This window comes from Brevibacillus gelatini, assembly GCF_050920745.1.
Lineage (GTDB): Bacteria > Bacillota > Bacilli > Brevibacillales > Brevibacillaceae > Brevibacillus > Brevibacillus gelatini.
Genome location: NZ_CP154342.1, coordinates 4,383,813 through 4,409,475, shown reverse-complemented (window position 1 = coordinate 4,409,475; position 25,663 = coordinate 4,383,813). Strand labels below are relative to the sequence as shown.

At 52.0% G+C, this 25,663-nt stretch carries 21 protein-coding genes; 15 read left to right on the top strand and 6 right to left on the bottom strand.

Annotated features, from left to right (window positions below; translation table 11 throughout):
- Nucleotides 1-228 precede the first annotated feature (228 nt).
- The 6 genes from AAFJ72_RS21095 to lpdA all read left to right on the top strand — a co-directional run bounded on the left by AAFJ72_RS21095 (nucleotide 229) and on the right by lpdA (nucleotide 8,158).
- Nucleotides 229-2,139, top strand: coding sequence for a sigma-54-dependent Fis family transcriptional regulator (locus AAFJ72_RS21095; protein ID WP_122904544.1), 1,911 nt, complete (start codon nucleotides 229-231; stop codon nucleotides 2,137-2,139).
- A gap of 37 nt (nucleotides 2,140-2,176) precedes the next feature.
- Nucleotides 2,177-3,013 carry a lipoate--protein ligase family protein gene (locus tag AAFJ72_RS21090; RefSeq protein WP_432775617.1) on the top strand — a complete coding sequence of 279 codons (837 nt, stop codon included), beginning with the start codon at nucleotides 2,177-2,179 and terminating at the stop codon, nucleotides 3,011-3,013.
- A gap of 287 nt (nucleotides 3,014-3,300) precedes the next feature.
- Nucleotides 3,301-4,293, top strand: coding sequence for a thiamine pyrophosphate-dependent dehydrogenase E1 component subunit alpha (locus AAFJ72_RS21085; protein ID WP_432775616.1), 993 nt, complete (start codon nucleotides 3,301-3,303; stop codon nucleotides 4,291-4,293).
- An 18-nt stretch (nucleotides 4,294-4,311) separates the two neighbouring features.
- Nucleotides 4,312-5,349: an alpha-ketoacid dehydrogenase subunit beta gene (locus tag AAFJ72_RS21080; protein ID WP_122904547.1), complete on the top strand. Its 1,038-nt coding sequence runs from the start codon at nucleotides 4,312-4,314 to the stop codon at nucleotides 5,347-5,349.
- A 100-nt stretch (nucleotides 5,350-5,449) separates the two neighbouring features.
- The gene (locus AAFJ72_RS21075) at nucleotides 5,450-6,766 is read left to right on the top strand and encodes a dihydrolipoamide acetyltransferase family protein (RefSeq protein ID WP_432775615.1); all 1,317 of its coding nucleotides are present in this window, start codon (nucleotides 5,450-5,452) and stop codon (nucleotides 6,764-6,766) included.
- 12 nt (nucleotides 6,767-6,778) lie between these two features.
- The gene (lpdA, locus tag AAFJ72_RS21070) at nucleotides 6,779-8,158 is read left to right on the top strand and encodes a dihydrolipoyl dehydrogenase (protein ID WP_432775614.1); all 1,380 of its coding nucleotides are present in this window, start codon (nucleotides 6,779-6,781) and stop codon (nucleotides 8,156-8,158) included.
- A gap of 116 nt (nucleotides 8,159-8,274) precedes the next feature.
- Here lpdA and AAFJ72_RS21065 read toward each other — a convergent pair whose 3' ends face one another.
- The 5 genes from AAFJ72_RS21065 to AAFJ72_RS21045 form a co-directional block, all read right to left on the bottom strand.
- Nucleotides 8,275-9,270 (bottom strand): sensor histidine kinase, encoded by a 996-nt coding sequence (locus AAFJ72_RS21065; RefSeq protein ID WP_122904549.1) that lies wholly within the window; start codon nucleotides 9,268-9,270, stop codon nucleotides 8,275-8,277.
- Nucleotides 9,267-9,944, bottom strand: a complete 678-nt coding sequence (locus AAFJ72_RS21060; protein ID WP_432775613.1) for a response regulator transcription factor — start codon at nucleotides 9,942-9,944, stop codon at nucleotides 9,267-9,269. The genes AAFJ72_RS21065 and AAFJ72_RS21060 overlap by 4 nt, the downstream gene beginning before the upstream one ends.
- Nucleotides 9,945-10,044: 100 nt before the next feature.
- Nucleotides 10,045-10,767, bottom strand: a complete 723-nt coding sequence (locus AAFJ72_RS21055) for an amino acid ABC transporter ATP-binding protein (RefSeq protein WP_432775612.1) — start codon at nucleotides 10,765-10,767, stop codon at nucleotides 10,045-10,047.
- Nucleotides 10,764-11,420, bottom strand: coding sequence for an amino acid ABC transporter permease (locus tag AAFJ72_RS21050; protein WP_122904552.1), 657 nt, complete (start codon nucleotides 11,418-11,420; stop codon nucleotides 10,764-10,766). The genes AAFJ72_RS21055 and AAFJ72_RS21050 overlap by 4 nt, the downstream gene beginning before the upstream one ends.
- Before the next feature lie 45 nt (nucleotides 11,421-11,465).
- Complete coding sequence (locus AAFJ72_RS21045; protein WP_432775610.1) at nucleotides 11,466-12,239, bottom strand: basic amino acid ABC transporter substrate-binding protein; 774 nt, start codon at nucleotides 12,237-12,239, stop codon at nucleotides 11,466-11,468.
- A 126-nt stretch (nucleotides 12,240-12,365) separates the two neighbouring features.
- Here AAFJ72_RS21045 and AAFJ72_RS21040 point away from each other — a divergent pair, with 126 nt between their 5' ends.
- From AAFJ72_RS21040 to AAFJ72_RS21020, 5 genes are all read left to right on the top strand, one after another.
- Nucleotides 12,366-13,820: an alanine/glycine:cation symporter family protein gene (locus AAFJ72_RS21040; RefSeq protein WP_432777231.1), complete on the top strand. Its 1,455-nt coding sequence runs from the start codon at nucleotides 12,366-12,368 to the stop codon at nucleotides 13,818-13,820.
- Between the two features lie 90 nt (nucleotides 13,821-13,910).
- The gene (locus tag AAFJ72_RS21035) at nucleotides 13,911-14,693 is read left to right on the top strand and encodes a gamma-glutamyl-gamma-aminobutyrate hydrolase family protein (RefSeq protein WP_432775608.1); all 783 of its coding nucleotides are present in this window, start codon (nucleotides 13,911-13,913) and stop codon (nucleotides 14,691-14,693) included.
- 78 nt (nucleotides 14,694-14,771) lie between these two features.
- Nucleotides 14,772-15,110 (top strand): zinc ribbon domain-containing protein YjdM, encoded by a 339-nt coding sequence (locus AAFJ72_RS21030; RefSeq protein ID WP_432775606.1) that lies wholly within the window; start codon nucleotides 14,772-14,774, stop codon nucleotides 15,108-15,110.
- A gap of 285 nt (nucleotides 15,111-15,395) precedes the next feature.
- On the top strand, nucleotides 15,396-15,941 hold the full coding sequence (locus AAFJ72_RS21025) for a hypothetical protein (RefSeq protein WP_432775605.1): 546 nt from the start codon (nucleotides 15,396-15,398) through the stop codon (nucleotides 15,939-15,941).
- 209 nt (nucleotides 15,942-16,150) lie between these two features.
- Entirely contained in the window at nucleotides 16,151-18,826 is a 2,676-nt protein-coding gene (locus AAFJ72_RS21020) for a YhgE/Pip family protein (RefSeq protein WP_432775604.1), read from the top strand.
- A 463-nt stretch (nucleotides 18,827-19,289) separates the two neighbouring features.
- On the opposite strand, the gene AAFJ72_RS21015 is transcribed toward AAFJ72_RS21020, so the two are convergent.
- On the bottom strand, nucleotides 19,290-20,507 hold the full coding sequence (locus AAFJ72_RS21015; protein ID WP_003842338.1) for an IS256 family transposase: 1,218 nt from the start codon (nucleotides 20,505-20,507) through the stop codon (nucleotides 19,290-19,292).
- 63 nt (nucleotides 20,508-20,570) lie between these two features.
- Between AAFJ72_RS21015 and AAFJ72_RS21010 the strand changes: the two genes are divergently transcribed.
- From AAFJ72_RS21010 to gabT, 4 genes are all read left to right on the top strand, one after another.
- Complete coding sequence (locus tag AAFJ72_RS21010) at nucleotides 20,571-21,662, top strand: acyltransferase (protein ID WP_432775603.1); 1,092 nt, start codon at nucleotides 20,571-20,573, stop codon at nucleotides 21,660-21,662.
- Between the two features lie 101 nt (nucleotides 21,663-21,763).
- A complete protein-coding gene (locus AAFJ72_RS21005) occupies nucleotides 21,764-22,561 on the top strand; it encodes an arylamine N-acetyltransferase family protein (RefSeq protein ID WP_432775601.1) in 798 nt (265 codons plus the stop codon).
- 139 nt (nucleotides 22,562-22,700) lie between these two features.
- Nucleotides 22,701-24,104, top strand: a complete 1,404-nt coding sequence (locus AAFJ72_RS21000; protein WP_432775600.1) for a sigma-54 interaction domain-containing protein — start codon at nucleotides 22,701-22,703, stop codon at nucleotides 24,102-24,104.
- Between the two features lie 196 nt (nucleotides 24,105-24,300).
- On the top strand, nucleotides 24,301-25,650 hold the full coding sequence (gene gabT, locus AAFJ72_RS20995; protein WP_432775598.1) for a 4-aminobutyrate--2-oxoglutarate transaminase: 1,350 nt from the start codon (nucleotides 24,301-24,303) through the stop codon (nucleotides 25,648-25,650).
- The last annotated feature ends 13 nt before the right edge of the window (nucleotides 25,651-25,663 follow it).

The following is a 25,663-nucleotide window of genomic DNA, read 5'->3' as shown; positions in this document are numbered from 1 at the left end:
TGGTAGTTGGCGCATGAGGATGCGGAAAAAGGAAAAGAGAGACGATGGCTGCTGATAGGGCAGGGCCATCGTCTCTTTTTGATGTTCGTGTCAAGTGCAGACAATGATTTTGGCGAGCAGCCGTCCGTCTTGCACACAAAGTCAAAAACAGACAAAGCTTGAAACTTCTGAACATTCGGGATAATCTTGAGGAAAGGATTGATTCGTAAAGCGGAGGGTGGTTGATGCATGTTCGAGGAAAGCGTTTCGTTGCGGGTGTGGAAACGTTTTGTTCAAGAAGGTGTAATTGACTCAGCACGAATCAACAAACGAATTACAGAGTCGTGGCATCGGTGCAAAAGAAATCAGGTGAATCCGTATGCAGGAACGGGACAGGTTGTGTTGTCAGGAGACGCATTGAAAAGACAGAAGGAGAGCAGCCGACATTTGCTGGAGCTTGCCTTGCCGCAGATTGATCGGCTGTCGCCCTTTATCCACGACGTGGGAATGATCGCGCTCGTCATTGATCCCGAAGGCTACGTGCTAAGCATGCGCGGCGAAAAACGGGCGCTTTTGGCTGCAAACGAGATCAACTTCGTCGAGGGCGTGCGCTGGACGGAAGAAGAGGTAGGGACGAACGCAATCGGGACCGCGCTCATGGCAAAAGAGGCGATCATGGTCAACGGGACGGAGCATTATTCTGTTGCCTCGCATCATTGGAGCTGCTTTGCTGCGCCGATTCGCGACGAAGCAGGCGGCCTGCTCGGGGTCATAGACGTATCCAGCCCGCTTGAGCGGAGCCATCCCCAGGCGATGGCGATTGTCATGACATTGGCGTACTCCATCGAGCAGGCGTGGATGAAGCAGCGGCAGCAGGACGAGCTGGAATTGCTGCAGCGCTCCGTGCTTTTGGCCGATGAACCGGAACGGCAGCTCGTCGTCTACAACAAGGAAGAGCGGGTAGTGTACGCGAGTGCGGACATACGCAGGCTAATCGCTGGCTGGTCGGGCCGGACGCGGCGCGAGCTGGCCGAATACGGACTGATGGAGGTCAGACAAGCTCCGGTGTTCTCCGTTCGCCATAACGGCTTGATTGGCTGGCTGGTCGAAGTGGCTCCCGGCAGCACGCGGGCTCCGCGCATTTTTTTAAGCGGCAGTCCCGCCTTTCAGTTCAAAGGTGAGAAGGGAACCAGTGCCGCTTTTGCCAGTGTGCTGCGGGAGCTGGAGAGAATCGCGCCAACGGACAGCAATGTCGTGATTTACGGCGAGAGCGGCACGGGAAAAGAGCTGGTGGCGCAAGCGATTCACGACAACAGCCCGCGTCGGGAAGGGCCGTTTGTCGCGGTCAACTGCGGGGCGATTCCGCGCGAGCTGATGGAAAGCGAGCTGTTTGGCTACGTCGAGGGTGCCTTCACTGGAGCGCGCCGCCGCGGGTACAAGGGCAAGCTGGCGCAGGCCAACGGAGGAACGCTGTTTCTCGACGAGATCGGAGAAATTCCGGCGGCGATGCAGGTAGCCTTGCTGCGCGTTCTCCAGGAGCGAAAAGTCACGCCGATTGGCAGTACGGAAGAACAGTCGCTGGATATTCGCGTCATCGCGGCTACGCACCGCAATTTGCGCCAGCAGGTGAGCGAAGGCACTTTTCGCGAGGATTTGTACTATCGGCTGCACGTGCTGCCCGTCTCGCTGCCGCCGCTGCGTGCGCGCAAGGAGGACATTCCGCTGCTCATTTTGCATTATTGCCGCAAAAACGGCTACGCCGAGCTGGAGCTGCCAGACGTTTTGCAAAAGGAGCTTTTGGCCTACGACTGGCCGGGAAACATTCGCGAGCTGTACAACGTGGTAGAGCGGCTCAGGGTGATTCCGAGAGAAGATTGGAAGCGTTTTCTTTTTGGGCTGACCCAGCCTGATTGGATCGAGGATTTTTCCGTCTCCACGCACTCCGGCCAGTCAGGAACAGATTTGCGGCTTGGCGCAGGTCACGCGGCGAACAAGCCTGCTTTTTACGAGCCGGACTCCTTGCGCTACCGCGAGCAGCTGGAACGGCAAACGATCATCCAGGCGCTGGAAAAGAGCGGCGGCAGCGCATCTGTAGCGGCAGAGCTGTTGGGCATTCCGCGCAGCACTTTTTACCGCAAGCTGAAAAAGTATCGGCTCTGAGCCGCTGACGACGAAAACAACAGGGAGGGACGCACGCATGCAACCAACATGGCGACATACGACGCTGCAACTGCTCGACACGACCTCCCGGATGCATACGGGGGACGTGCTTGTCCCGTTTGGCATCGACGAAGCATACGCACGTCGGTGTGCGAAAGATGCGACGATCGCGCCGCTGGTTCATCTCTGGCGGCACGAAAAGGCAGTGGTGCTCGGCTCGCGCGACGCCAGGCTGCCACAGGCGGCAAAAGCAGTGCGCGAGCTGGAGGCAAAAGGGTATCGCACGGCTGTCCGGCAATCGGGAGGTGCGGCCGTTCCGCTTGCTCCGGGCGTGGTCAATTTGTCGCTGGTGATGCCCGTGGGAGCGGGCGACCTGAATCCCGAGCCATTTTTTGCGCAGATGGTCGAGCTGATTCGCGCAGTATTGGGCGAAGCGGGGGGACGCATGAGCAGCGGGGAAGTTGCAGGCTCCTATTGTCCGGGAACGTACGACCTGGCGATTGACGGCTATAAATTTTGCGGGATTGCCCAGCGGCGTTTGACGCGCGCCGTCGCTGTGCAGGCGTTTATCAATGCAGAAGGCTGTGGGCGTGCGTACGGTGAGATCATCCAATCTTTTTACGAGACGGCTGCCCAAGGAGCATTGGCGGAGCAGTTTCCCGAGGTGCAGCCGGAGCGAATGGCAAGCCTGTCTGAGCTCGGCGTGCCCGGAGGAGTAGCAGGGGTGGCCGCGCGCCTGCGCGAGCTTCTGCAAACAGAGGGGGAAGCCTCCTTTTCGCTGCTGGAAGCCTGTCCGCCGTGGCTTGTTCAGGAGGCAGAGAGCGCGTTGCAGATGTTAAAAGGAAGGCAGCGTCATCTGGTCGGTTCATCATGAGCCGGCCTTTTTTTGTTTCGGGGAAGAACCAGTCCAAAGCAGAGGAGGAAGGCAAGAGAGGAAGGCGAGGCCCAGTGAGAAAGTGAGAAAAAATGAGACAAAATGGTACACCGTCTCAGATTGTCTCACCTGCGAGCAGCTTGTTCAGATGGAAATCGTCAGAAAAATGGCGCAAATAGCCGCTCTTTTCGGACAGACCCATGCTGGCACAAGGATTGCACTTAGGAAAAGGGCAAGGGCAATCAACCGATTGTTCCAGACAAGTCACGATGAAGGAGGCGTATCAGATGAAAGTAATCCAGGCGGAAGAACAGGTGCTGTCCCGTGAACAGGCGAAATGGATGTACCGCAAGATGCTGGAGATCCGCAAATTCGAGGACGCAGTTCACGTATTGTTCGGACAGGGCAAGCTGCCGGGCTTTGTTCACTTGTATGCGGGAGAAGAGGCGATTGCGGTTGGGCTGGGCGTACATCTGAACCAGCAGGACAGTATTACCAGCACGCACCGGGGGCACGGCCACTGCATTGCCAAAGAGTGCGACTTGAATGGAATGATGGCGGAGATTTACGGCAAGGCGACAGGGCTGTGCAAAGGCAAGGGCGGCTCGATGCACATTGCGGACCTCGACAAAGGAATGCTCGGGGCAAACGGCATCGTCGGCGGCGGATTCCCGCTGGCGTGCGGCTCGGCGCTGACAGCCAAGCTGAAAAAGACCAGTGCGGTCAGCGTATGTTTCTTCGGAGATGGCGCCAACAACCAGGGAACCTTCCACGAGGGCATGAATCTGGCGGCGATCTGGAAGCTGCCTGTCGTGTTTGTGGCTGAAAACAACGGGTACGCAGAGGCGACGCCGTTTGCATACGCCTCCAGCTGCACGCATATCGCTGATCGTGCAAGCGGTTACAATATGCCGGGCGTGCGAGTGGACGGCAAGGACGTGCTCGCTGTTTACCGGGCGGCAGAGGAAGCAGTGGCCCGTGCGCGGCGCGGCGAAGGCCCTACTCTGATTGAATGTGTGACTTACCGCAACTACGGGCATTTCGAAGGGGATGCGCAGAAGTACAAAAAAGAGACCGACAAGCAGGAGCATCTAAACGAAAAGGATGCGATTGCGATGTTCCGCAACCATTTGACCGCATCGCAAACGCTCGCGGAGGCGGAATTGACGGAAGTCGAGCAGTCGGTGGAAGCGGCGATTCAGGAGGCCATCCGCTTTGCCGAGGAAAGCCCGTATCCGAACGCCGAAGAGCTGCTGACTGACGTGTACGTGTCGTACTAAGAGAGGGGGATGGAGAACATGACGAGAAAAATCAGCTTTTCTGCCGCTGTAAACGAAGCGATGAAGCTGGCGATGAGAGCCGACGAGAACGTGATTTTGCTGGGCGAGGACGTGGCTGGCGGCGCGCAGGTAGACCATTTGCAGGACGATGAAGCGTGGGGCGGCGTGCTTGGCGTGACCAAAGGGCTTGTGCAGGAGTTTGGCCGCGAGCGCGTGCTGGATACGCCGATTACCGAGGCGGGCTACATCGGGGCGGCCATGGCGGCTGCGGCAACAGGGATGCGGCCGATTGCCGAGCTGATGTTCAACGATTTTATCGGCAGCTGCCTGGACATGGTGATGAATCAGGGGGCGAAATTCCGCTACATGTTCGGCGGCAAGGCGCAGGTGCCGATCACGATTCGCACGATGCACGGTGCCGGATTCCGGGCGGCAGCGCAGCACTCGCAGAGTTTGTACGCCATGTTCACGCATATTCCTGGCATCAAGGTAGTCGTGCCGTCTACGCCGTATGAAGCAAAAGGCTTGCTGCTCGCTTCCATCGAGGACAACGATCCGGTCATTTTTTTCGAGGACAAGACGCTGTACAACACCACAGGAGAAGTTCCGGAAGACTACTACACGATCCCGCTCGGCGTAGCGGACATCAAGCGCACAGGCAGCGACCTGACGATTGTTGCCATCGGCAAGCAGGTGCAGACAGCGCTTGCGGCAGCTGACCAGTTGGCAAAAAAAGGGATCGAGGTTGAGGTGGTCGATCCGCGCACGCTGTCGCCGCTGGATGAGGATACGATATTGGCTTCTGTCGCGAAAACAAATCGGCTGATCGTGATTGACGAGGCGAATCCTCGCTGCAGCGTCGCCACTGATATTGCAGCGCTTGTCGCCGATAAAGGCTTTGACTATCTGGATGCGCCGATCAAGCGAATCACAGCGCCGCACACCCCCGTTCCGTTTTCGCCTGTGCTGGAAGACCTGTATTTGCCATCGCCGCAAAAGGTCATTCAGGTCGTGTCGGAAATGATCGGAGACGCTTCGATTACAGCCGTTTCCTGATCGACCGGGCAGCACCCGGCTGTCGGCAACAAGGGGAAGCCGGGTGCTTTTGCAGCGAAAAGACAAGCGCACAGACAAGGCAGGAGAGGAGAGAGCAGAAATGGCAGAAAATATCATCATGCCCAAGCTGGGAATGGCAATGGTGGAAGGGACGGTGATCGCCTGGAAGAAACGGGAGGGAGAGGCGGTCAAAAAAGGAGAAGGCATCGTCGACATCAGCTCGGAAAAAATTGAAATGGAAGTGGAAGCGGCTTCCGACGGCGTACTTTTGAAAATCGAGGTTCCCGAAGGCGGTGTCGTCCCCTACGGCACCGTGCTTGGCGTAATCGGACAGCCAGGGGAGCTGGCAGAGACGGCCTCTGTCGCCGCGTCGGCAAAAGCGACTGCCGAGTCGGCCGCTGCGCTGGCGGCTTCGGATGAGCAGCGGACAGCAGCAGGAGCGCCAGCGGCCACAACGGCAACGGCCGTACTGGATCGTCCGCGGGATGGGATCAAAATCTCCCCTGTCGCGCGCAAGATGGCCGAGGAAGCGGGGATTGACTACACTAAGCTGACGGGCACGGGACCACAGGGAAGAATCACCAAGGAAGACGTGGAGCGCTACCTCCAGGCTGGCGGGCAACTACAGCCGGATATGGCGGCACAAAGAGCAGAAGCGCAAGCGAACGCTGTACCAGTCGCAGGCGGCGGCAATCGCGTGGCAGCGGCAGCGAATACCGGCGAAAAGCAACCGGAGCGCATTCCAGTATCTGGCATGCGCAAAGTGATTGCCGAGCGCATGTACCAGAGCTTGCAGCAAAGCGCCCAGCTGACGATCACGATGCAGGCGGACATCACCGAGCTTTTGCAACTGAAAGAAAAGCTCTCGCCAGAAATGGAGCGCCGCTATCAGCTCAAGCTGTCGGTTACGGATTGGATCGCGAGGGCGGTCGTTCTGTCGCTTTTGCGCCACAAGCAGATGAACAGCGCGTATGTGGAAGACCGGATCGAGCTGTACGAAGAGGTTCATCTCGGAATCGCCGTCGCGCTGGAAAAAGGTCTGGTCGTCCCCGTTATTCGTCGGGCCGAGCAGAAGACGCTTGCCGAGCTGGCGAGCGAACTGAAATCCGTCAGCGCGAGGGCCAGACAAAATCAGCTCGCGCCAGAAGAAATGAAAGGCTCTACTTTTACGATCACCAACCTGGGCAGTTATGGCGTAGACACCTTTACCCCTGTGCTGAATCCGCCGGAAGCCGGGATACTGGGCGTGGGAGCGGCGAAGGACACGCCTGTATTTGTCGGCGACGAGCTGCAGCGCCGCACGTTATTGCCGCTCTCTCTGACATTTGACCATCGGGTGCTGGATGGTGCCCCGGCTGCTTCGTTTTTGGCGACAGTCCGGTCTTATCTGGAAGACCCGCACAGCCTGCTGGTCTAGGGAGGGAAAAGCATGTACGATATTGCGATTATCGGCGGAGGGCCAGCGGGCTACGTGGCGGCGATTACAGCGGCGCGCGCGGGAAAGCAGGTTGTGCTGATCGAACAAAAGGAGCTGGGCGGCACCTGCCTGAACGAAGGCTGCATGCCGACCAAAGCGCTGCTTGCCTGTGCGGACACGTATCAGCACGTCTTGCATGCAGGACGCTTTGGCATCGACATCCCTGTGAACCAGACGCGCGTCCAATGGGAGAAGGTGCACGCCTACAAGCAGAGCATCGTTCAAAAGCTGACTGGCGGCGTGCAATACTTGATGAAGCGCAACCAGGTGCAGGTCATGCGCGGACGTGCGACGTTTCACAACGAGCGCTCTTTGCGGGTGGAAACGGCAGACAGCACGAGCAGCGTAGAGGCAGAGAAATTTATTGTAGCGACCGGAGCGGAGCCAATTGCCCTTCCTTTTGCGCCATTCGACGGGGAGTGGATTTTGCACAGCAGTCACTGCCTGTCGTTGGAAAAGGCTCCGCCCGTGCTGCTCATCGTGGGCGGGGGAGTGATCGGCTGCGAATTTGCTTCTGTGTACAGCAGAATGGGCAGCCAGGTCGTCATCGTGGAGATGGCGGAGCAGCTTTTGCCGGGAGAAGACGCTGACATCGCGGCATTTCTGGAGCGCAGCCTGAAGCAGGAGGGCGTACAGCTGCATTTGGCCAGCAGCGTGGAAGCACTGGATCGCACGAACAGGCTGGCGCGCATCCGGACTCCGGAGGGGGTAAAGGAACTCAAGGCAGATGCCGTTCTTGTAGCGATTGGAAGAAAGCCGCGTCTGGACGGACTTGCGCTCGATCGAGCCGGGGTAAAGGCGACGGCGCGCGGAATTGAGGTAAACGAGCGCTTGCAGACGAGCCAGCCGCATATTTATGCCGCAGGAGATGCACGCGGAACGATTCAGCTTGCCCACGTCGCTTTTCACGAAGGCGAGATTGCTGCTCGCAACGCATGCGGGGAGGAAGCGACGCTCAACCTGCGCGCGGTTCCCCGTTGCATGTATACATCGCCGGAGGTGGCTTCCGTCGGATTGACGGAGCGTCAGGCCAGAGAGCGATACGCGGGGCTGCTCGTCGGCGAGTTTCCTTTTTCGGCCAACGGCAAGGCGCTGGTTTTGCAGGAAGGATCAGGCAAAGTAAAAGTGCTGGTGGAGCCAGAGTACCACGAGATCGTCGGCGTGACGTTGGTCGGTCCGCTGGCAACAGAGCTGATCGGGCAGGCGGCACTTCTTTTGCATACCGAAATGACGGCAGATGCCATGGAGAGCTTTATCGCCCCGCATCCGACGCTTTCAGAGGCGCTGAACGAGGCCGTTCGCGGGGCGCTTGGACATGCGATTCACGGATAGCAGAAACAAAAGCGGACGACTTGCAAGCGATGCAAAAAGGCAAAACAGACAGCCCTCCCCCAAGCCTGTCAAGCCAAGGGGAGGGCTGTCTGTTTTTTTATCGAAAAGAAGCAGCATCAGTGGTTCGTGATTGGCAGCAAAATCGTAAACCTCACGCGCTTTCCCCTGTTTTCTGCGTATACTTCTCCGTGATGGAACTGGATGACTTTTTTTGTAATGAACAAGCCAAGGCCGAATTTTCCGTTCATGCCTTTGTAAAAATGGTTGAACAACTGATCGAGCTGTTCAGCTTCGATTGGAGGACCGTCGTTTTCCAGGATGATTTTCACGCATTCTTTTCCCTGGGCGAAAACGCGTTTTACGGTTATCCAGATAGAAGATTGGGCAAAGCGCATATTGTTTTCCAAAATGTTCTCCAGTGCTACCGTAAGCTCTTCCTCGTTTCCCCAGACGTACACATGTTCCAGTTGGGGGTGAATGACGATGTGGTTTTGCACCAGCGAAAATCTGTCGATGAGATTGTGGACAATGGCTTGGACGTTCGTGGGCTTGCATTCGCTTTTTCTTTTTAAGATATAGTCGAGACTGTTGAGGTACAGCAGTTTTTCCACCTTTTTTTCGAGGTGCTTGGCTTCCTTGATAATGACCGCAACCGTCTCGTCAAAAGAGTCGTTCAAATAGACTCGATCCAAAAGCGCCTGGGAATAGCTGTGGATGACCATGATCGGTGTTTTCAAATCATGGGAAACACTTTGCAAAAAAATTTCTTCCTCCATCTCCATCTTCTTGAGCGATTCTTGCATCATGTTGATAGAGGAAGCCAGTTTGCCAAATTCGTCTCCGCGATTGAGGTCAATCGGTTCTTCCCACTCCTTGTTGGCAATTTTGCGAACCTTCTTTTCCAGGTAGCGCAGCGGCTCGGTAATTTTATTCGCGATAAACTTGGCGAGACAAATGTTGATGATCGAGAGAATGACGAGAAGCCGCACGAGATTGATTAGGACATCGACCGAGACATAGGAGACGAGGACAAGCGAGATAATCCCCGTAATAAAAATGAGAAAAGCGGTCATGATTACCCATATTTGGAGTCCAAACGGTTTGTCTCTCATCCATTCACCAACCTGTACCTGTAACCGTAGCCATAGACTGTTTCTATGGACAGCTTCGGCATTTTCTTGCGTATGCGCCGCACGGTATCGTCAACTACACGATCCGAGCCGTAATAGTTTTTGTCCCACAGTCGTTCCAAAATTTGTTCCCGGGAGAACACGCGATTGGGATGGTCAATGAAAAACAGCAATAGCTCAAACTCTTTGCTGGTCAGCGATATGGAAACACCGTCGTGAAGAATGGTGTGATTTTCGCGGTGAATGGTATAGTCGTTTATTTTGGTGATCGCGTGCTGCTGAGGTTTTGTGCCGTTTTTGCGTTCCAGCAGCTTTTGCGTTTTCAAGATCAGTTCTCGCGGTAAAAATGGTTTGGAGATGTAGTCGTCGCAGCCCAGTTCCAGACCGATCACTCGGTCAATTTCCTGGTTCTTGGCAGAGATAAAGATCACGGGAATATCCGGATGGATGGCTTTGATCTCTTTAAATAAGGTGTACCCGGTCGTATCGGGCAGCATAATGTCCAAAATCCAGAGGTCGGGTGTTTCCCGGATTTTTTGCTGGGCACTGTGGCCGTCCAGAAATGCTTCCACGGTATAGCCTGCGTTTTCCAGATACTTCTGCAAGATGGAGTTTAAATCCTGATTATCCTCAACTAAAAAAACGGTGTACGCCATCTGCAAAAAACTCCCCTCACGATGTAATACTTATATTATACCGGAATGGAGCAAACCTCTGAACTCAAGAGAATCCAGAGGTTAAAAAAGAGGAAGCGAGCTACAGAACCTTGTTCAGGAACTCCCGCGTTCTTTCTTGCTGCGTATGGAAAAACAGTTGTTCTGGTGTGCCTTCTTCGACAACAAATCCTTGATCCATAAACAAGATGCGATCAGCTACTTCTCTGGCAAAACCCATTTCGTGTGTGACGATCACCATCGTCATTCCTTCCTGGGCCAAGTCTTTCATGACTTGCAAAACCTCCCCGACCATTTCGGGATCGAGTGCGGATGTCGGTTCATCAAACAGTATGATTTCCGGCTCCATCGCCAAAGCTCTTGCAATCGCCACCCGTTGCTGCTGACCGCCAGACAGGTTTCGCGGGTAGACATCTGCTTTTTCCAGAAGGCCTACTTTGGCCAGCAGGGCTTTTCCTTTTTCAACGGCAGTGGCTGTATTGTATTTTTTGATCTTAATCAGGCCCAGCGTAATGTTTTCCAATGCCGTTTTGTGCGGGAAGAGGTTAAATTGCTGAAACACCATGCCGGCTTTTTGCCGAAGGGTGTTAATATTTGTCCCCTTGTCCATAATGTTAATCCCGTCGATGATAATTTCACCGGCTGTCGGCTCTTCAAGGAGATTGAGGCATCGCAGGAAAGTAGATTTCCCGGAGCCGGAGGGACCGATGACACATACGACCTCTTTGCGCTTGATATGGGCGTTGATGTTCTTGAGGACGTGGAGATTTCCGAATGATTTTGCCAGCTGTTTTACCTGAATCATTGTGCCGCCAGCCTCCTTTCCAGCCAATGAGAGAACCATGTGAGTACATAGATCAGAACCCAGTAAATGACGGCGATTGTACCCAAAAACTCGAAAGCTTTGAAGTTTACGGCATAAATGGTCTGAGCCGTAAATGTAAGCTCTGCAATACCGATGGTGGCAAGCAGTGACGTATCTTTGATGCTGATGATGAACTGGTTTACGATTGCGGGGATCATCCGCTTGATGGCTTGTGGCAAAATAATGTATGCCATGGTTTGGCCGTGGGTAAAGCCGATGGCTCGGCCAGCCTCCATTTGGCCTTTGTCGATGGACTCAATGCCGGCGCGGAAAATTTCAACCAAATACGCGCCTGCGTTCAGACTGAGAACGAAGATACCGGCAGACACCGCATCGGTAGCCCGTCCAAACAGCAATGGAAATACGCCGAAGTAAAAGAAAATAACTTGCACATACAGCGGGGTACCCCGAATGATGCTAACATAGACTTTCGCAATCATTTGCAGCCACTTGCGCTTCGATACACGCAAGAGACCGAAGAAAAGTCCGAGAACTGTGGCGAAAAGCAAAGAAAGAAACGCTACTTTGATCGTACTCTCAAGCCCTTTCAGCAAAAGGGGAGATGCGTCTGCAATCAGGTTGAATGTGTCCATGCTTCGCTTCCTTTCCTGAAAGAAATAAGGTGCAAATTGCACCCATTAGTTTGAACCGAAGTATTTATCGTATAATTTTTGATACTCGCCGTTTTCTTTCATTTCTTTCAGGTGTTTGTTGAATTTTTCCAGGATGTCTTCTTTTCCTTTGGCGATTGCGATTCCGTATTCTTCCCCTGTCAATTTGTCTCCAACGATTTTCAGGTTGGCAGCTGTACCGGATTTGATTTTATTGGCAACAAACGGGAAGTCGTTAATCAGCACGTCGGAGCCGCCTGCTTCCACGTCCATATAGAGAGTAGCTTCATCTTCCAAAATCTTTACTTTGGCGCCTTTTTCTTTGGCCAGCTCGTTTGCTTTTTCAAGGCCGGATGTTCCTTGCTTGGCAACGATTGTCTTGTCCTTCAGGTCATCGATGGAGCTGATCGGGCTATCTTTTTTTACGACCATCACCAGACCGGAATCAAAGTAAGGGTCGGTAAAATTCGTCACGGCCTTACGATCTTCGCGAATGGTGATGGAAGCGGCAGCGCCATCAACCTGTTTCGCTTGCAGGGCAGGGATGATGCCGTTGAATTTCATCTCTTTCCATTCGACCTTGAGGTTTTCTTTTGCAGCGATGGACTCAACAAGCTCAATATCAAATCCGGTCAATTTGCCGGAGCTGTCTCGGGAGCTGAAAGCGCCTCCATCTGGAGCGACAGCAAAAATGAGCGTATCGTTTGTGCTGCCTCCGGTTTCCTGGGATCCGCACCCTACGAGGCTAATGGCTGTCAAACAGCTTACGACAAAAGAAACCCAATGTTTACGACGAATCATGAAAAACCCTCCTCTTTTGAAAAAAAGATACGTTCTTTCTGCCTCTATCATAAAAAAGTAATGTAAAATAAATTTCAAAGAAATATGTGAAAATTCGTGAAAGGTCTGGTTGCCTTGTTAGAGAATATGGCATACTCCATCGTCAACATCCTTTGGGATATTCCTGTGCCCTTTGCTATTCTTTTCGCGGGCTTCTTTTTTACGGTGGAGAATCGGTTTTTTCAACTTCGTTATCTTTTGCATATATTTCGCCATATTCGGGGGTCTATTTCGCAAAAAAGAGAAAAAGCAAACAAGCAAGGAGGACTGCCCTCTGCCATCACCGGAAATATTGCCATTGGCTGTCTGGTAGGAGTTGGCTGTATCGGCGGGGTGGCTACAGCCATCGCCGTCGGCGGTCCGGGAGCGGTATTTTGGATGTGGGTCGCCTCCGCAGTCGGGATGATTATCAAGATGGTAGAAGTCACCTTATCCGTCTACTACAGGACGCGAGACGAGGACGGGCAAATCATCGGGGGTGCGACGGTTTACATCGAGAAAGGCATCGGGAAAGAAATGAATGTAAAAAACTGGATGTTTTTGGTTGTGCTGTTTGTGATCGGCATGAGCGCACCCGTTTTTCTCTCGATCCAAAACTACGTGGCTTCCGTCGCGGTCAGCACTACGTTTCATATGAACATTCTGGTTGTATCCTTTGTGTTTGCACTTTTGGTTTATTTCATCATCGGGCGCGGCATTGCGCATTTGGCAAAGATTTTTTTATACATCGTGCCGTTCATGATTGTTGCTTATCTTGCGTTAGGCTTCCTGATTATTGTGATGAACGTGGAAAAAGTCATCCCGACCCTGGAATTGATTTTTCAGCACGCTTTTTATGGCTCAGCCGCCATCGGTGGTTTCACGGGAGCAACCTTGGCCCAGGTGATTACAATCGGGGTATCCCAGGCCGTGTACACAAGTGAATTTGGCTGGGGTACGACACCGACTGTTCATTCGATGGCCAACGTCGACCATCCGGTCAAGCAAGGGCTGTGGGGCGGTTTTGAGGTGTTTTTTACAAGCATTGTGATTTGTGGCATTACCGCTTTCGTGGTGATTTTGTCTGGTGATTGGGTTTCCGGACAAACGGGGGTTGAGCTGGCTCTGCATTCGTTTGAACAAACATTGGGGTTAGCGGGGAAATACATCGTGACGGTCATCATTTTCCTGTTTGCCCTGACGTCGGCAAGCGGCTGGTATGTAAACAGGGAAATCATAGCTCGACACCTGCTGAATAAAAACAAGGTCGCCAAAAAACATGTACTGAAATATTTGAAGGTGCTTTGCGCACTTCCCGAATTTCTTTTTGTCGTCTATGTCGTCACCTTTCAGTATCCCGACAAGGATGTATGGTTGATGACAGGCATCATGACGGCTGTACCTACCTTTATTAATATATTTTTCCTGCTGGTTCTCAGCCATCAGTTCAAAAAGCTGGTGCAAGATTACAAAGCCAGATATTTGAACATCGGGCAGATTGACGAAGATGTCCGGCTGTTTTACGAAGAAACGGGAAATGGCCACCGCCGCAAAGACAATTGAGGGAGCGATCACATAATTTTTTGATTTTTCTCCAGAATTTTTTCCCTAAAATCAGTCACATAAGATCATCAGATGAAGGAGAAATGGACCGTGACGAAGCCTCTCATTGGTTGTACAACCTATTACGTCAGTGCCTTTGAGGAAAGCAAGCACCGATTTGCGATTGCGCAGGACCACTATACGTCAGCGATAGACGATCCTGAGAGCATTCATCGTGCGGGCGGAATACCTGTACCGATTCCACTCATTGATGATGACAGTTATCTGGATTCGCTGCTGGATCGGCTCGATGGCCTGATGTTTATTGGCGGGAGCGACATTAGCCCCAGCTTTTACGGACAGCCGTATAAAAAAGGGCTTGGTCAGATCAATCCGGCCAGAGACAAGTTTGAATGGAAGCTGCTGGACAAGGCGGTCAAAAGAAAGTTGCCGATATTCGGGATATGTCGCGGACTGCAACTTCTGAATGTGTATTTCGGCGGGACACTTGTGCAAGACATTGAGCGCGGCTACTCCACGGAGATCAACCACGCCGGGTATATCGGGCCAAAATCCAGTATTGCCCACAAGGTAAAGCTGTCAAAAGAGCATATTCTGTATCGTTGCTTTGGCAAGGAAGAGCTGGACGTCAACAGCTTCCATCATCAGGTGATCGATAGACTCGGAGAAGGTCTGGAAGCGATTGCAACCGCAGAGGACGGCATCATTGAGGCGATTGTTCATACCCAGTATCCATTTTTGCTGGCTGTTCAGTGGCATCCCGAGATGATGTTTCAGACAGACGAGGAACAGCTCAAGCTGTTTAAACTGTTCATCGAGTCCGCCAAGCAGAAGCAAACAAATACAGAGAACCTCTGTACCTCCAACCGATAAGAAAATTGGGCGGCAAGACATGTATCCAGGGCGCATTTGTGTTAAAATGAGCCGTAATTGGATGGAGGTATGAAATACATGAGTACATTGCCAAATTGCCCAAAATGTAATTCCGAGTACACGTACGAGGATGGAAGCATGCTGATCTGCCCGGAATGCAGTCATGAGTGGACACTGCAGGCAGAAGCCGAGGACAGCGGTGAAAAAGTCGTCCGGGACGCGAACGGCAACATTCTGCAAGACGGCGATACCGTAACCGTCATCAAGGACCTGAAAGTAAAAGGGAGCTCGTCGGTTTTGAAAATCGGGACGAAGGTAAAAAACATTCGCCTGGTAGACGGCGACCACGATATTGACTGCAAGATCGACGGGTTCGGTGCGATGAAATTGAAGTCGGAGTTTGTGAAAAAGGTGTAAGAACGTCAGGCCAGCTTCTGTAGAGAGGCTGGTTTTTTCTTTTCACATTTTTGCGGTAGCTGCTGACAAACAGCAACTGGAGCCTGGCGTTGAATTTGGCGATTATTGCTTGCTGCAGGTGAAGGCCTTTGATGAAAGTAGGTGCCAAAGCGTGGATTTTCAAGTAAAATGTGGTTATAAAATCCCGCGCATCATCTTGGACTGGTACTCATCCATTTAGAGAACACTGGGCAGTAGTTAATGGTAAATAAAATCAAAAAATAAATCCCTAAAGGGGATGATACCATGTTTATACATCGAACCAAGAAACTGATCGCTGTATCAATAGTCGGTCTTGCCATTTTAGGCGCTGCAAGTTTTTTTGGATATCAAGCGTATGCGAATGATGCATCCAAAACAGAAATGCTTAAGCAAATGGAAGAAGAGTATCAAAAGCTGGCCGAGCAAGATGATCCAAATGCGCCAAGTGAAGAAAGACAAAAAATAAAAGATCTGGGGTGGGAGATAGGCAAGCTGAAAAAAGAGCTGTACCCCGAAAACCCCGAGGATGTATTGGCACGTAAGCTAGCTGGTTTCAAAGAAATGACACTCATTCATGAATCAAGCTACAAAAACAGTGATGCAGATGCAAACGACCCCGAGGTAACGAAAATGTTGGCGCAAATCGAACAGCAGAAACAACTCGTTGCAAAATTTGAAGAGAAATTGGCTTCTTTAAAAAATAGAGCAAAGATGGCAAGGCAGTCTGAAGATGCCAAAGAAGAAGCAGAACAGTTGCTGGCACAATTTCAACAGGAAAAAGAAGCAATCAGTACGCAAAGCGACCAATAAGGCTACATGTACGCGAAAAACAAAGGGCGTTGCTCACCAGGGCAGCGCCCTTTTCATGAGCCGTCCAGGTGGACAGGCAAAACATAAAATGGCAGACAGCGGCTCATGTTACTACTGGCAGCTTCCTTCTCGCTATTTCCCTTTTATGGTAGACTGTCATGGAAGTATCAGATGGCCTTCATTTCTATAAAAAATCAGGTGGTACATGCATGCGTTCCATATGGCAGATTTACAAAACGGACTGGCTGAACATATTCAAAGTACCGACGGGGATTTTCCTCATCGTCGCGATTATCTTGCTTCCATGTCTGTACGATTGGGTCAACATCAAGTCTGTCTGGGACCCGTACGCCAATACGCAAGGCGTAAAAGTGGCGGTAACGAGCGAAGACCAGGGTGCGACGGTCATGGGCAAGCAGATCAACATCGGGGACGAGCTGCTAAAAAGCTTGCAGCATAACGATAAGCTGGGCTGGACCTTCGTGACGAAGGAGGAGGCCGAGCGCGGCGTGGATCGGGGCGACTACTACGCCAGCATCCTGATTCCGGCCGACTTTTCCGAGAAAATAACCGGGATTGTCAACGGCAGGCTGGACAAGCCCGAAGTGATCTATACCGTCAACGAAAAGATCAACGCCGTGGCTCCCAAAATCACCTCTTCCGGCGTCTCCGCTATCGCCAGGCAAATCAACGAAAGCTTCACGAAAGAGGTCAGCGAGACTCTGCTGACAAAGCTGAGGGAAGTCGGTGTGAAACTGGAAGAGCAACTGCCGACCATTCGCCGCATCGAGAGCGGTATTTTTGATTTGGAGAAAAAGCTGCCCGAGATTCACGCAGCGGGGCAAAAGGTGCTGGAGATGGAAAAGAAGCTGCCGGATATTCATGAGAAGGCGCAAATCATTCCGGAAGTGGAAAAGCGGCTCCCGGAAATCAACCGGGCAGCCGATGCGGTGCTGAAAGTCCAGCAAAGCTGGCCGCGAATCAACGAAGCAGCATCGCTCATCATCGGTATGGAAGACAAACTGCCGATCATCGAGCAAGCAGTCGGGCGCATGACCGAGCTCGATCAAAACTTCGGCAAAGTCGCAAGCGCGGTTACTACGGCCACAGAGAAGGCCAATAAGGCACTGGAGATGGTTTCAGCGGCGCAAAACGCCTTGCCGCGCATCGCTGAGCTGACGGACAAAGGGGCTGATTTGGCCGATCAGCTAAATCAGTTTTTTGCCAATCACGACGGGGCCTGGGACACAATCGCGCCGCTGATGAAGCAAAATCTCCTGCTGGCCCAACAGGCAGCCGATGCGCTTGCGCAGCTTACAGACAGGCTTTTGCAGCTGAGTCCGGAGCGCTTGCCGACAGCCGAAGAGGTTCATGCCGTAGAGGACAGGCTGTCCCGAGCGGTGCGCGTGCTGGAGCATACCGCAGCGCTGGTCGATAGACTAAACAGCTACATCCCCGGACAACCGTTGGCTCATTTGTCAGAGCGGCTGCACGGGCTAGAGGACAGGGTGAACCGGCAAATCGATATTTTGGGCACGATTGCAGACGCGCTGGCCAACGGGAAAAAGCCAGCGCGAGACTTGGTCGAGAGCTTGAACGAACTGTCGAAAAACGTGAGCGCGGAGCTTGGCGATATTCTCTCGCGCTACGATAGCGAAATCGTTCCGAAAATCGAAGAAGGCATTGATAAGCTAAAGACGATCACGGGAACGTCCGCCGAGCTTTTGCATACAGCACAGGAAAGGCTCCCGGATATTGAAGCGATTCTCAAAGATACAAAGGCCGGGCTGGAGCTTGGCCTGGCAGAGCTGAAACGAATCGAGCAGGAGCTGCCGCAAATTCAGGCGCGGGTTCACGAGCTGGCGGAAACGCTGCAGGTGAAGTCGGACGCTTTTGCCCAAGCGATTCGCACGGTGGCTCCGTTCTTGAAGGAAAACTTGCCAGCCATCGGGCAAAAGCTCGACCAGGCGGCGGCGTTCATTCGCAACGATTTGCCGCAGGCGGAGGCAGAACTTGTGAAACTGGCTGATTTTGTGCGCAACAAGCTGCCGGAGGTAGAGGAAGGCGTCCACAGAGTGGCGGCGCTCGTCCGCGACGATCTGCCCAAGCTGGAGAGCGCGATTGGACAGGCGGCAGACAAGCTGAGAGAGGTCGAGGCGAACAACAACTTCGCCGATCTCGCCAAGCTTTTGCGCGGGGATATTCAAAAGGAGAGCGAATTTCTCGCCAGCCCGGTGCAGATCAAGGAGAACCGCAAATATCCGATCCCGAACTACGGCTCGGCGATGTCGCCGTTTTACGGTGTCCTGTCGCTATGGGTCGGGGCCACGCTGCTGATTTCCCTGCTCAAGCCGGATGCGGAAAATCCGGACGGCCGCTACAAGCCGTACCAGCTTTATTTGGGGCGTTTGGGCACATTTGTCACGATTGGTCTGCTTCAGGCATTGTGCATTACGCTTGGAGACATTTACATTCTGGAGGCCCATGTCGCGGATAAAGTTCCGTTTGTGCTTTTTGCGATGCTCGTCAGCATGGTCTTCGTCACGATCACGTACACGCTGCTGTCCGTATTCGGCAACGTGGGCAAAGGCATCGCAATCATTTTCATGGTGTTCCAGTTTTCCAGCTCGGGCGGGACATTCCCGATCAGCATGACCGCGCCCTTTTTCCAGGCGTTGAATCCGTTCATGCCGTTCACCTACGCGATCAGCCTGCTGCGGGAGGGCGTAGGCGGGGTGCTGTGGGAGACGGCGATCCGGGATATTCTCTTTCTGTTCGGTTTCATCGGCATCAGCCTGTTCATCGCGCTCGCCTTGAAGCGTCCGTTGAGCGGTCTGATCCGAAAATCGATGGAGAATGCGAAGAAGACGAAAATTATTGGGTAAGCTTGTTGGTGGCGATCACATAAAACAGGGGAGTGTTCCGGCGAACAGATATGTGTCTCGTCGGGACACTTTTTTGCTTTTTTACGAAGGCAGATATAAGCGAAACAGGGGCGGCATTTGTTCATCATATACGCAAAAATTTTATATCCAGTTTTTGTATGATTGTTATATTATGGATGTGTATCTATTTTCTTTCATTGAAAAATGGATGCATGCAAGATTATCCATTCCGGCCATAGAAAAGAGATGAACGATGCGAATTAAAGAGATTGATTATTTGGGGAATGTAAATTTTTTTGTGTAAATGGGTTTTTAACAGGTGAATGGCTACTTCAACGGCTTTACATGGAGGGGCGGGCATGATAGGCTCGTTAGCCATGCGATGCAGTGATTTACAGGCATCGCCCAATCGCAAAGAATCATGCCCGCAGAGGCTCCATGTCAAGCCGCCCCAACAGCCCCTTTATGCAGATAGTTCCCCTTGCAAGCGGTCTCCGAAATGGATGGCCAGTTGCGATATACATTCTTTCCAGCTTCGAAGGGGCATGGTCCATTTCTTTGAAGCCTCCATGGTTGCCAGATAGATGATTTTCCGTAAGGCATCGTCGGTTGGATACGCCGTTTTTGTTTTGGTGACCTTACGAAGTTGCCGATGATACCCCTCAATAATATTCGTTGTATAAATCATCTTACGGATTTCTGGGGGATAGCTGAAATAGGCGGTCAATTCAAGCCAGTTGCTTTCCCAGGAGCGAATAATGATGGGATACTTCTTCCCCCACTTGTCTTTGAACATAGCAAATGCTGATTCGGCCTCTTCCAGCGTAAGAGCTTGATAGACTTTTTTTAAATCTGCCAAAACGGCCTTTTCTTCCTTGAACGGTACATATTTCATCGAGTTGCGAATCTGGTGAATGACGCACAATTGAATCTGGGTTCTTGGGAACGCTGCGTTGATTGCTTCGGAGAAGCCCGCCAGTCCATCCTTGCAGGCAATCAAGATATCTTCTACACCACGACTTTTCAGATCTGTGCACACATTGAGCCAGAAGCTCGCACTTTCGTGCTCGCCGATCCAGATGCCCAAAATGTCCTTATGACCAGACATCGAAATGCCGAGAACGCTGTAAGCTGCTTTGTTGACGATTCGATTTTCTTGACGGACTTTAAAATGGATGGCATCCAGAAACACGATGGGGTAAACCCGATCCAGCGGTCTGCATTGCCATTCTGCCACCATTGGCATAATCTTGTCGGTCACCTTGCTAACCATCGCAGGAGATACATCGATTCCGTACAGATCCTTCATGTGTTCCTCAATGTCTCGTGTAGACATTCCTTTAGCATAGAGTGCGATAATTTGCTCCTCCAAGCCATTTGTGGTAGTTTCATGCTTCTTCACAATGTGAGGTTCAAATTCGCCGTTACGGTCACGAGGCACACGAATTTCTGTGTTCCCGAACTTTGTCTTTAGCGTCTTTTTACTATACCCATTCCGACTATTTCCTGAATGATCCCCATCGGTACTATGTTTGGTATAGCCCAAATGGGCATCCATTTCAGCTTCAAACAACTGCTGGATGGTGTCACGGAACAAATCTTTCAGCATGGTGTGCACGTCTTCGATGGTACGGCAATCCTTCGCTAACTCCTTGATCGTCATGTCTCTTTTGTCTTGCATAAATGATCATCTCCTTAATGGGAAGTTTAACCATTTACACAAAACTTTTTACGCTCTCATTATTTGCGGGCCTTTTGTGCATTTTCGGTTATAGTCATTCATGTAACTGCTGGGTATATCGATCAAGAATCGACTGCTTACGTATTCAATCAGATTGCCCGTTATGCGGTTCCGTTGTTTATTTTACTTTCCGGATTTGGGCTTGGTTTTTCGGAGAGGAAAAAGAACACCACTTATCTCGAGTTTCTAAAGAAAAGGTACAACAAGATACTGCTTCCGTACTTTTTATGGAGCATCTTCTATTTTGTTTTTTCCAATCGATACCGAATTGGCTCCACAGATGCAGATGTTACAGAGCTTTTTTCCTTGTTCATCAAGCAATTATACACTGGAACTGCTTATGTACATCTTTACTTTTTGATTATCATGATTCAGTTGTATCTGGTGTTTCCTGTACTTCAAAAGTGGCTTATAGAAAAGCGGTACCATACGCTTGTTGGCTCATTTTTTATTTCGTTATGCATGCACGCGGCTATATATTTACATGCAGTTGGTGTGATCGTGCTGCCAAGTTTAGGCGTTCCGTATGTCATACTTTCTCCTGTTTGGGTCTTTTATTTTGTGTTAGGGATATACGTCTCTATGGAAAGGGAACGTTTCATAAGATTGACCGAAAAGATAACCTTCGCCCAAATGACATTCGTATGGTTGTTAACGTTCGTGCTGTTACTTTTGGATAGCAAGTATACAAATACTTTTGCTTCTTCTACCAAACCAAGTACGATCCTGTATACGCTGTCGAGTCTCGTGTTCCTTTTTAAAGGACTTCGTTACGTAGCTTACGCCAGGCCTAAGATGTCCGCTCTTTTCCTTTGGTACTCTACCCATTCATTTTTTATTTACTTGATTCATCCACTCATAATCAGTTGGTTGGTATTGGCTTTTCCGTATAATTGGCGTGGTACAATTGGGTTGCTTGAAATCTTTATCAGTACAATGCTCTTGTCAACACTCTTAACCTACATTGGAAGCAAATTCAAACGCATACATATTGTAGGTGGAGTATATACAGGAAATGTAGCCCGTTTAAAATCCGGGGAGATCAAAAGTGGCAATCATGAGAAGTGTTACGGTCGTGAAAGCAAGAATTTCTAATGATAACAAAATAGAGAGCCTGTCGCACAATTAGTTTTGATAGTGCGGCAAAGGCGCTGATACTTGGAAAATTTGAAAGAAAGCGGTCTGGAGGAGAAAGCATGGGCGAGTTGAATGCGTTGTTTCGAAAAAGAATCGGTCTGCCCGAACACGAAGCGATTACGTTTGACAAGCTGGACACTTTGCTGGAAAAGGCGGCACTGCGCATTCCGTTTGAAAACTTGCGCGTGATTGAGGGGAAGACAAAAGCAATCACGAAGGAAAACGTCGTCGACAAAATTTTGCTGCATCAGGAAGGCGGGCTGTGCTACGAACTGAACTCCTTGCTCTACTTTTTCCTGATCGAAAACGGCTTTGACGCCATGCTGACCCGAGGTGTCGTCTATAAACCTGCGGAGCAGCAGTATTTGGCAATCGGCGAGACACACCTGACGATCCTGCTTGCCCACGCGGGGCAGACGTACCTGGTGGATACCGGGTTTGGCGGCAATCTGCCGATGAAGCCTGTTCCGCTCAACGGCGAGGTGGTAAGCTCTTCTAACGGCGAGTTTCGGGTACGCAAGGAAAACAGCGAATACGGCGATCATGTATTCGAGATGAAATTGAAGCACAAGGATACCGACTGGCGTATCGGCTATGCTTTTTATAAAAACAAACCGATCGCAGACCTGTCCGCATGCGACGAGATTCAGACGATCATCGTTTCCCACGAGGAGTCTCCCTTCAACAAAACTCCGCTGCTCACACAGCTTACGGCAAATGGAAGCATCACGCTGACGAATACGTCTTTCACCCAATGGGTCGATGGCGTCGTGACAAAAGAAAGCATCGACAGCGCGAGGTTCAAGGAGCTGGCGAAGCAGTATTTTAACTGGAGAGACTGGGATTCGTACGAGTGAGAAAAAGACAGCGTGAGAGGCTGTGCAGCTTCCTGGACATTCGTTGTTCTGGCAAGCTTGATTTTCTATAATGAAAGTAAAAAACAGGATCGCAAGCAGAAGCGGCGACACCAGCCTGAAGCCAAAAGGAGGCGGACGAATGAACAATGCAGAGAGCCGGGAACGCTGGATGAGCCGCGTGCTGGAAGGCATCGTGGAGACGTCGCGCGATCATTTGCTCATCACCGACCCGGAAGGCTACATTCAACTGGTCGGGGATTCGTCCTACGAGATGTACGGGATCAGCAAAGACGAGCTCTTGGGTAAAAACGTCATCGAGTTGGAAAAAGAAAAAGTATTTTCGCCTTCCGTCACGCGCAAGGTGATGGATACGAAGACGCCGCAGACGATGATGCAGGAAATTCCCGGTGGCCGCAAGCTGATGGTGACGGCCTATCCGTTGTGGAATGCCGATGGCAGCATGCATTCGGTTATCAGCTATTCGCACGATTTGACGGAAATTTTGGAATTGAAGCGGCGCTATGAGAGTCTGACGGAGCAATTGAAGCAGTTTGAATCAGAGATCGAGGAACTGCGCGAGAAAAACCAGGATGGCTTCGTGGCGGTCAGTCAGCCGATGCGCGACATTGACCGCCTCATCAAAAAGGTGGCGATGGTCGACTCCACTGTGCTCATTTTGGGGGAATCAGGGGTCGGCAAAAACGTAATCGCGCGCGAAATTCACCGCAACAGCCGACGTGCAGGCGGACAGTTTGTGGAAATCAACTGCGGGGCGATTCCGGAAGGGCTGCTGGAGTCGGAGCTGTTCGGCTACGAGGCAGGCGCGTTTACGGGGGCAGGCAAGCAGGGCAAGCAAGGGATTATCGAGATGGCGAATCAGGGAACGCTGCTGTTGGATGAGCTGGGGGAACTGCCGCTGACCTTGCAGGCCAAGCTGCTGAAGGTGATTCAGGAAAAACGGCTGCAGCGCGTGGGCAGCATGCAGTACCGGGACGTGGATTTTCGCCTGATTGCCGCGACCAACCGCGACCTGGAGAAGATGGTCAAGGAAGGGAAGTTTCGTCAGGACCTGTATTTCCGGTTGAACGTCGTGCCGATTCATGTGCCCGCCCTGCGCAATCGGCCAGAGGATATCGCCGCGCTGTTGAAGCTCGTTGTGCGCTCGCTCAATGAGCGGTACGGCATGAACAAGCGGCTGGACCCGGCGGCGACACATGCCTTGATGCAGTACGCCTGGCCGGGGAACGTGCGGGAGCTGGAAAACGTGCTGGAGCGGATGGTCGTGACGGCCGACGAAGACGTGATTACGCCGCAGCACCTGCCTGCGGAAATCCGGGCGGTCGGAGAGGACCAGGCAGCGATGGAGCCGGGGGTGACAGCATCTAAAATGTCGCTGCGGGATGCGCTGGAGCAGGTGGAGGAAAAATGGCTGCGCCATGCAGCAGAGCGCTGCCGGACGACAGCGGAGATGGCAGAGTTTTTGGGCATCAGCCAGCCGTCCGTGGTGCGCAAGCTGAAAAAATACCGCATTCGTGCCACTTGATTCAAAAATGAATTTTTAATTCAAAAATGAATCGGCAATATTGGGATATTTGATTCACTTTTGCATAAATGTACACTGTACGCGTTTGGCAAATGCGCTTCCGGCAAGCTTTTTTACTTGGCACGAGTATTGCTACATATCGTCAGCGAAAGCATCACCTTGCTGTTATCCATCTCATACAAGGAGAGATCACGATATGTCCAAACAACGCAAATTCGTCAATGTAGCCGCTGGTGTCCCTGGTCCGAAGGGGGCCGCCCTGATTGAGAAAAGAAAGCAGTACGTGCCAAAAGGCGTCGGGAACAATACCCCGGTTTTTGTAGAGACAGCTTCCGGAGCGCTCGTGACAGACGTAGACGGCAACACGTTCATTGATCTGGCAGGTGCAATCGGTACGCTTAACGCCGGGCACTGTCCGCAGGAAGTCGTCGACGCGGTCAAGGAGCAGCTGGACAAATACATCCATCCTTGCTTCCACGTTGGCATGTACGAGCCGTATGTGGCGCTGGCCGAAAAGCTCGCCGCAATCACCCCAGGCAGCTTCGAAAAGAAAACGATGTTTGCCAACAGCGGAGCAGAAGCGGTGGAAAACGCCGTGAAGATCGCCCGCAAATACACCGGACGTCCCGGCATCGTATCGTTTAGTCGCGGCTTCCATGGTCGCACACTGCTCGGCATGTCGCTAACCTCCAAGGTAAAGCCGTACAAATTCGAGATGGGGCCGTTCGCGCCAGCTACCTACAAGGCGCAATTCCCGTATCCGCTGCACAAGCCGGCTTCCATGACAGAGGATGAGTACGCACAATTTTGCCTGCGCCAATTTGAAGACTTCCTCCTGACAGAAGTCGCGCCGGAAGAAGTAGCGGCTGTCATTATGGAACCGGTTCAGGGCGAAGGCGGCTTCATCGTACCGCCGGTAGCATTCGTACAAGGCGTTTTCCAGATTTGCAAAAAGCACAATATCCTGTTCATTTCCGACGAAATTCAAACAGGCTTCGGCCGGACCGGGGCGATGTTCGCTTCGACCCACTTCGGAATCGAGCCTGATCTCATAACGATGTCGAAGTCGCTTGCGGCTGGCTTGCCCATCTCTGCTGTGACAGGTCGCGCAGAGATCATGGACGCGCCCAATCCGGGGGAAATCGGCGGCACTTACGGCGGAAGCCCGCTCGGATGCGTTGCGGCGCTCGCTGTTATTGAAAAAATGGAGCGCGAAAACTTGCCTGGGCGTGCAAATGAGATTGGCAAGACAATCAAGGCGCATTTCCAGGCGCTGCAAGCCGAGTTCCCTGTCATTGCGGAAGTTCGCGGACTGGGGGCAATGTGTGCGGTAGAGTTCATCGACCCGCAAACGAAACAGCCTGCCAAGGAGCTTGTGGCGGCGTTGACCAAAGGCTGCTACGAGTCTGGCGTCATTGTGCTTTCCGCAGGCGTGCACAGCAACGTGCTGCGTTTCCTGTCGCCGCTGGTCATTACCGACGAGCAGCTGCAAGAAGCGCTGGACATCATGACCGATGTGCTGAAAAGCCAATACGTGACCCACTAATTCATCCGGGAGG